Origin of the sequence: Flavobacterium sp. NRK F7, from assembly GCF_024054195.1 — a bacterium.
In the GTDB taxonomy this organism is placed as follows: Bacteria; Bacteroidota; Bacteroidia; order Flavobacteriales; family Flavobacteriaceae; genus Flavobacterium.
In genome coordinates this window covers 3,702,199-3,707,909 of record NZ_JAMXLB010000001.1, presented here as the reverse complement: position 1 = coordinate 3,707,909, position 5,711 = coordinate 3,702,199, and the positions used below count along the sequence as shown (strand labels likewise).

The window sequence follows — 5,711 nt, the reverse complement described above, 5'->3', positions numbered from 1 at the left end:
TTTTTTTTTGTTTTGTAAGTATCTTGTAATCAGTGCGAAGAAAAAAAGATAAAAAAATAGTTAAGAAAAGGTTAGGATTGTAATAAAAAGATACTACTTTTGCACCCGCAATAGAGCAAAGTTCTTTGAGAAATTTTGAAACGGATAACGGGAGTTATGGCAAGAAAAAAAAGAAAAATATTTTTTCAAAAAAGCTTGTTAGTTTCAAAAAAAGAATTACTTTTGCACCCGCATTAACAGGGAAGTTCATACAGAAATTGAGATTTAGCCGAGAGGTTAGAATAAGGCAAAAAAAGAGAAAAAATTTTTCAAAAAAAGTTTGCCTGAATCAAATAAAGGATTTACCTTTGCGACCCGCAAAAAGGGCAACGTTCAGAAAAAGTATTGGGATTAAGAATTGGAGAAAAAAAAATTAAAAAATTTTTCAAAAAAACTTGCCAGATAAAAAATAAGTTGTACTTTTGCACCCGCTTTGAGAGACAAGCGAAAGAATAGAAGACACGTTCATAGACATATTGGATTGACAGCACGATTTAAATCTTTAAGATTTAGGTTGTAAAATTTAAGAGAGTAAGACGCAAAAAGAATTAAAGTTAGCATTATCGTACAATATTAAAAACATACGATGAAGAGTTTGATCCTGGCTCAGGATGAACGCTAGCGGCAGGCCTAACACATGCAAGTCGAGGGGTAGAGGAAGCTTGCTTCCTTGAGACCGGCGCACGGGTGCGTAACGCGTATGCAATCTACCTTGTACAGAGGGATAGCCCAGAGAAATTTGGATTAATACCTCATAGTATCTTCGGAAGGCATCTTCTGATTATTAAAGTTCCAACGGTACAAGATGAGCATGCGTCCCATTAGTTAGTTGGTAAGGTAACGGCTTACCAAGACGATGATGGGTAGGGGTCCTGAGAGGGAGATCCCCCACACTGGTACTGAGACACGGACCAGACTCCTACGGGAGGCAGCAGTGAGGAATATTGGACAATGGGCGCAAGCCTGATCCAGCCATGCCGCGTGCAGGAAGACGGCCCTATGGGTTGTAAACTGCTTTTATACAGGAAGAAACACTCCCTCGTGAGGGAGCTTGACGGTACTGTAGGAATAAGGATCGGCTAACTCCGTGCCAGCAGCCGCGGTAATACGGAGGATCCAAGCGTTATCCGGAATCATTGGGTTTAAAGGGTCCGTAGGCGGCCTTATAAGTCAGTGGTGAAATCTCCTAGCTCAACTAGGAAACTGCCATTGATACTGTAGGGCTTGAATTTTTGTGAAGTAACTAGAATATGTAGTGTAGCGGTGAAATGCTTAGATATTACATGGAATACCAATTGCGAAGGCAGGTTACTAACAAACGATTGACGCTGATGGACGAAAGCGTGGGTAGCGAACAGGATTAGATACCCTGGTAGTCCACGCTGTAAACGATGGATACTAGCTGTTCGATTTTCGGATTGAGTGGCTAAGCGAAAGTGATAAGTATCCCACCTGGGGAGTACGCACGCAAGTGTGAAACTCAAAGGAATTGACGGGGGCCCGCACAAGCGGTGGAGCATGTGGTTTAATTCGATGATACGCGAGGAACCTTACCAGGGCTTAAATGGGAGACGACGTACTTGGAAACAGGTATTTCTTCGGACGTCTTTCAAGGTGCTGCATGGTTGTCGTCAGCTCGTGCCGTGAGGTGTCAGGTTAAGTCCTATAACGAGCGCAACCCCTGTCGTTAGTTGCCAGCGAGTGAAGTCGGGAACTCTAACGAGACTGCCGGTGCAAACCGTGAGGAAGGTGGGGATGACGTCAAATCATCACGGCCCTTACGTCCTGGGCCACACACGTGCTACAATGGCCGGTACAGAGGGCAGCTACCTAGTGATAGGATGCGAATCTTTAAAACCGGTCTCAGTTCGGATCGGAGTCTGCAACTCGACTCCGTGAAGCTGGAATCGCTAGTAATCGGATATCAGCCATGATCCGGTGAATACGTTCCCGGGCCTTGTACACACCGCCCGTCAAGCCATGGAAGCTGGGGGTGCCTGAAGTCGGTGACCGCAAGGAGCTGCCTAGGGTAAAACTAGTAACTAGGGCTAAGTCGTAACAAGGTAGCCGTACCGGAAGGTGCGGCTGGAACACCTCCTTTCTAGAGAAAAGATAATGCGTTTAATTGAAGAGTTTTACTCTCGCTGTTAGTTCAAGATTTAAGAAGAAGCTAAAAATACAGAGTCTCGTAGCTCAGCTGGTTAGAGTACTACACTGATAATGTAGGGGTCGGCAGTTCGAGTCTGCCCGGGACTACTTGTTTTAAGTTTTGCGGAAATTCTAGAGGTTGGGATTCACAATTCATAATTCTGAATTCATAATTCTGAATTTAAATTGGGGGATTAGCTCAGCTGGCTAGAGCGCCTGCCTTGCACGCAGGAGGTCATCGGTTCGACTCCGATATTCTCCACGAATCACGAGAGTGATAGAAGTTCATTGACATATTGAGAAAAGAAAATTAAAAATATAATAGAAAGCACAAATTTTTTGGGGTGTTGCGTTTACGTAATACTTTAAAATGTAAGTACAATAAGCAAAATAAGGGCGTATGGGGAATGCCTAGGCTCTCAGAGGCGAAGAAGGACGTGATAAGCTGCGAAAAGCTACGGGGATTGGCACACACGAATTGATCCGTAGATATCCGAATGGGGCAACCCACTATGTTGAAGACATAGTATCCGATAGGAGGCAAACCCGCTGAACTGAAACATCTAAGTAGGCGGAGGAGAAGAAAACAAAAGTGATTCCGTAAGTAGTGGCGAGCGAACGCGGATTAGCCCAAACCAGAGTTGTTACGGCAATTTTGGGGTTGTAGGACTGCGACATTCTATGCGGATTGAATTAGAATAACCTGGAAAGGTTAACCACAGAGGGTGATAGTCCCGTATAAGTAAGAGAAGATATAGATAGCAGTATCCTGAGTAGCGCGGGGCACGTGAAACCCTGTGTGAATCTGGCGGGACCATCCGCTAAGGCTAAATACTCCTGAGAGACCGATAGTGAACCAGTACCGTGAGGGAAAGGTGAAAAGAACCGTGAATAACGGAGTGAAATAGATCCTGAAACCATACGCTTACAAGCGGTCGGAGCCCTTTCGTGGGGTGACGGCGTGCCTTTTGCATAATGAGCCTACGAGTTACCGTTGCTGGCAAGGATAAGTACTTCAGGTATGGATCCGTAGCGAAAGCGAGTCTGAATAGGGCGCTTGAGTCAGTAATGGTAGACGCGAAACCGTGTGATCTACCCATGGGCAGGATGAAGCTGTGGTAACACATAGTGGAGGTCCGAACCGGTTGACGTTGAAAAGTCTTCGGATGACCTGTGGGTAGGGGTGAAAGGCCAATCAAACTCGGAAATAGCTCGTACTCCCCGAAATGCATTTAGGTGCAGCGCTGAATTAGTTATATAGAGGTAGAGCTACTGATTGGATGCGGGGGTTTCACCACCTACCAATTCCTGACAAACTCCGAATGCTATATAATGATGCTCAGCAGTGAGGGCATGGGTGCTAAGGTCCATGTCCGAGAGGGAAAGAACCCAGACCATCAGCTAAGGTCCCCAAATGTATGCTAAGTTGAAAAAACGCGGTTTGTCTGCATAGACAGCTAGGATGTTGGCTTGGAAGCAGCCATTCATTTAAAGAGTGCGTAACAGCTCACTAGTCGAGCGGACGAGCATGGATAATAATCGGGCATAAGCATACTACCGAAGCTATGGACAGTATAACTGTGGTAGGGGAGCATTCTAAACTGGGTTGAAGGTGATATGTGAGTATTGCTGGACTGTTTAGAAAAGAAAATGTAGGCATAAGTAACGATAATGCGGGCGAGAAACCCGCACACCGAAAAACTAAGGTTTCCTCAGCTATGCTAATCAGCTGAGGGTTAGTCGGGTCCTAAGGCGAATCCGAAAGGAACAGTCGATGGCCAACGGGTTAATATTCCCGTACTACTTATAATTGTGATGGAATGACGGAGTGATGAAAGCACCGCGAACTGACGGAATAGTTCGTTAAAGTACCTAGCTATATTCTCTATAGGCAAATCCGTAGAGAATGGTGAAATACGATAGTACTCGGAGTCTTCGGACAAAGGGATAGTGTGCCTAAGGGCTTCCAAGAAAAGTTTCTAAACTTAGATTATAAGTACCCGTACCGTAAACCGACACAGGTAGTTGAGGAGAGAATCCTAAGGTGCTCGAGAGATTCATGGCTAAGGAATTAGGCAAAATAGACCTGTAACTTCGGGAGAAAGGTCGCCAGCAGCAATGCTGGCCGCAGTGAAAAGGTCCAGGCGACTGTTTATCAAAAACACAGGGCTCTGCTAAATCGTAAGATGATGTATAGGGCCTGACACCTGCCCGGTGCTGGAAGGTTAAGAGGAGATGTTATCTTCGGAGAAGCATTGAATTGAAGCCCCAGTAAACGGCGGCCGTAACTATAACGGTCCTAAGGTAGCGAAATTCCTTGTCGGGTAAGTTCCGACCTGCACGAATGGTGTAACGATCTGGACACTGTCTCAGCCATGAGCTCGGTGAAATTGTAGTATCGGTGAAGATGCCGATTACCCGCAGTGGGACGAAAAGACCCTGTGCACCTTTACTATAGCTTAATATTGACCTTGGACACGTGATGTGTAGGATAGGTGGGAGACTATGAAGTGGCGTCGCTAGGCGTTGTGGAGTCATTGTTGAAATACCACCCTTTGCTTGTCTGAGGCCTAACCCCACAAAAGTGGGGGACATTGTTTGGTGGGTAGTTTGACTGGGGTGGTCGCCTCCAAAAGAGTAACGGAGGCTTCTAAAGGTTCCCTCAGCACGCTTGGTAACCGTGCGTAGAGTGCAATGGTATAAGGGAGCTTGACTGAGAGACATACAGGTCGATCAGGTACGAAAGTAGAGCATAGTGATCCGGTGGTTCCGCATGGAAGGGCCATCGCTCAAAGGATAAAAGGTACGCCGGGGATAACAGGCTGATCTCCCCCAAGAGCTCATATCGACGGGGGGGTTTGGCACCTCGATGTCGGCTCGTCACATCCTGGGGCTGGAGAAGGTCCCAAGGGTTGGGCTGTTCGCCCATTAAAGTGGCACGCGAGCTGGGTTCAGAACGTCGTGAGACAGTTCGGTCTCTATCTACTGTGGGCGTTAGAAATTTGAGTGGATCTGATTCTAGTACGAGAGGACCGAATTGGACAAACCTCTGGTGTATCTGTTGTTCCGCCAGGAGCACTGCAGAGTAGCTACGTTTGGAAGGGATAAGCGCTGAAAGCATATAAGCGCGAAACCCACCACAAGATGAGATTTCTTTTAAGGGTCGTGGAAGATGACCACGTTGATAGGCTATAGATGTAAAGGCAGTAATGTCATAGTCGAGTAGTACTAATAACCCGTAAGCTTATGTACATGATCCCGATAGTCTTCAGACTATCGGGTGTGAATTTCTAAAATTTATTTTCTTGTCTCAGTATGTTAAAATATTAGCAACCTAGTTGCAGTTTTTAGGTATAACACCTGAAAAACTAAAAACTTAAGGTGATTATTGCGTCGGGGCTCACCTCTTCCCATTCCGAACAGAGAAGTTAAGCCCGACTGCGCAGATGGTACTGCAATCTTGTGGGAGAGTATGTCGTCGCCTTTCTTTTGAAAACCCTTATCTATACGATAAGGGTTTTTTG

At 45.9% G+C, this 5,711-nt stretch carries 2 tRNA genes and 3 rRNA genes; all 5 read left to right on the top strand.

The features are described from left to right. Positions 1-622: 622 nt before the first annotated feature. The 5 genes from NHF47_RS17010 (at position 623) to rrf (ending at position 5,674) form a co-directional block, all read left to right on the top strand. Positions 623-2,140 (top strand): 16S ribosomal RNA (locus tag NHF47_RS17010). Between the two features lie 81 nt (positions 2,141-2,221). Then, a tRNA-Ile gene (locus tag NHF47_RS17005) sits at positions 2,222-2,295 on the top strand. Between the two features lie 80 nt (positions 2,296-2,375). Then, positions 2,376-2,449, top strand: a tRNA-Ala gene (locus tag NHF47_RS17000). A gap of 117 nt (positions 2,450-2,566) precedes the next feature. Then, positions 2,567-5,439, top strand: a 23S ribosomal RNA gene (locus tag NHF47_RS16995). A gap of 125 nt (positions 5,440-5,564) precedes the next feature. Further along, positions 5,565-5,674: ribosomal RNA gene (gene rrf, locus NHF47_RS16990) — 5S ribosomal RNA — on the top strand. The 16S, 23S and 5S rRNA genes sit together here with 2 tRNA genes alongside, the layout of an rRNA operon. The last annotated feature ends 37 nt before the right edge of the window (positions 5,675-5,711 follow it).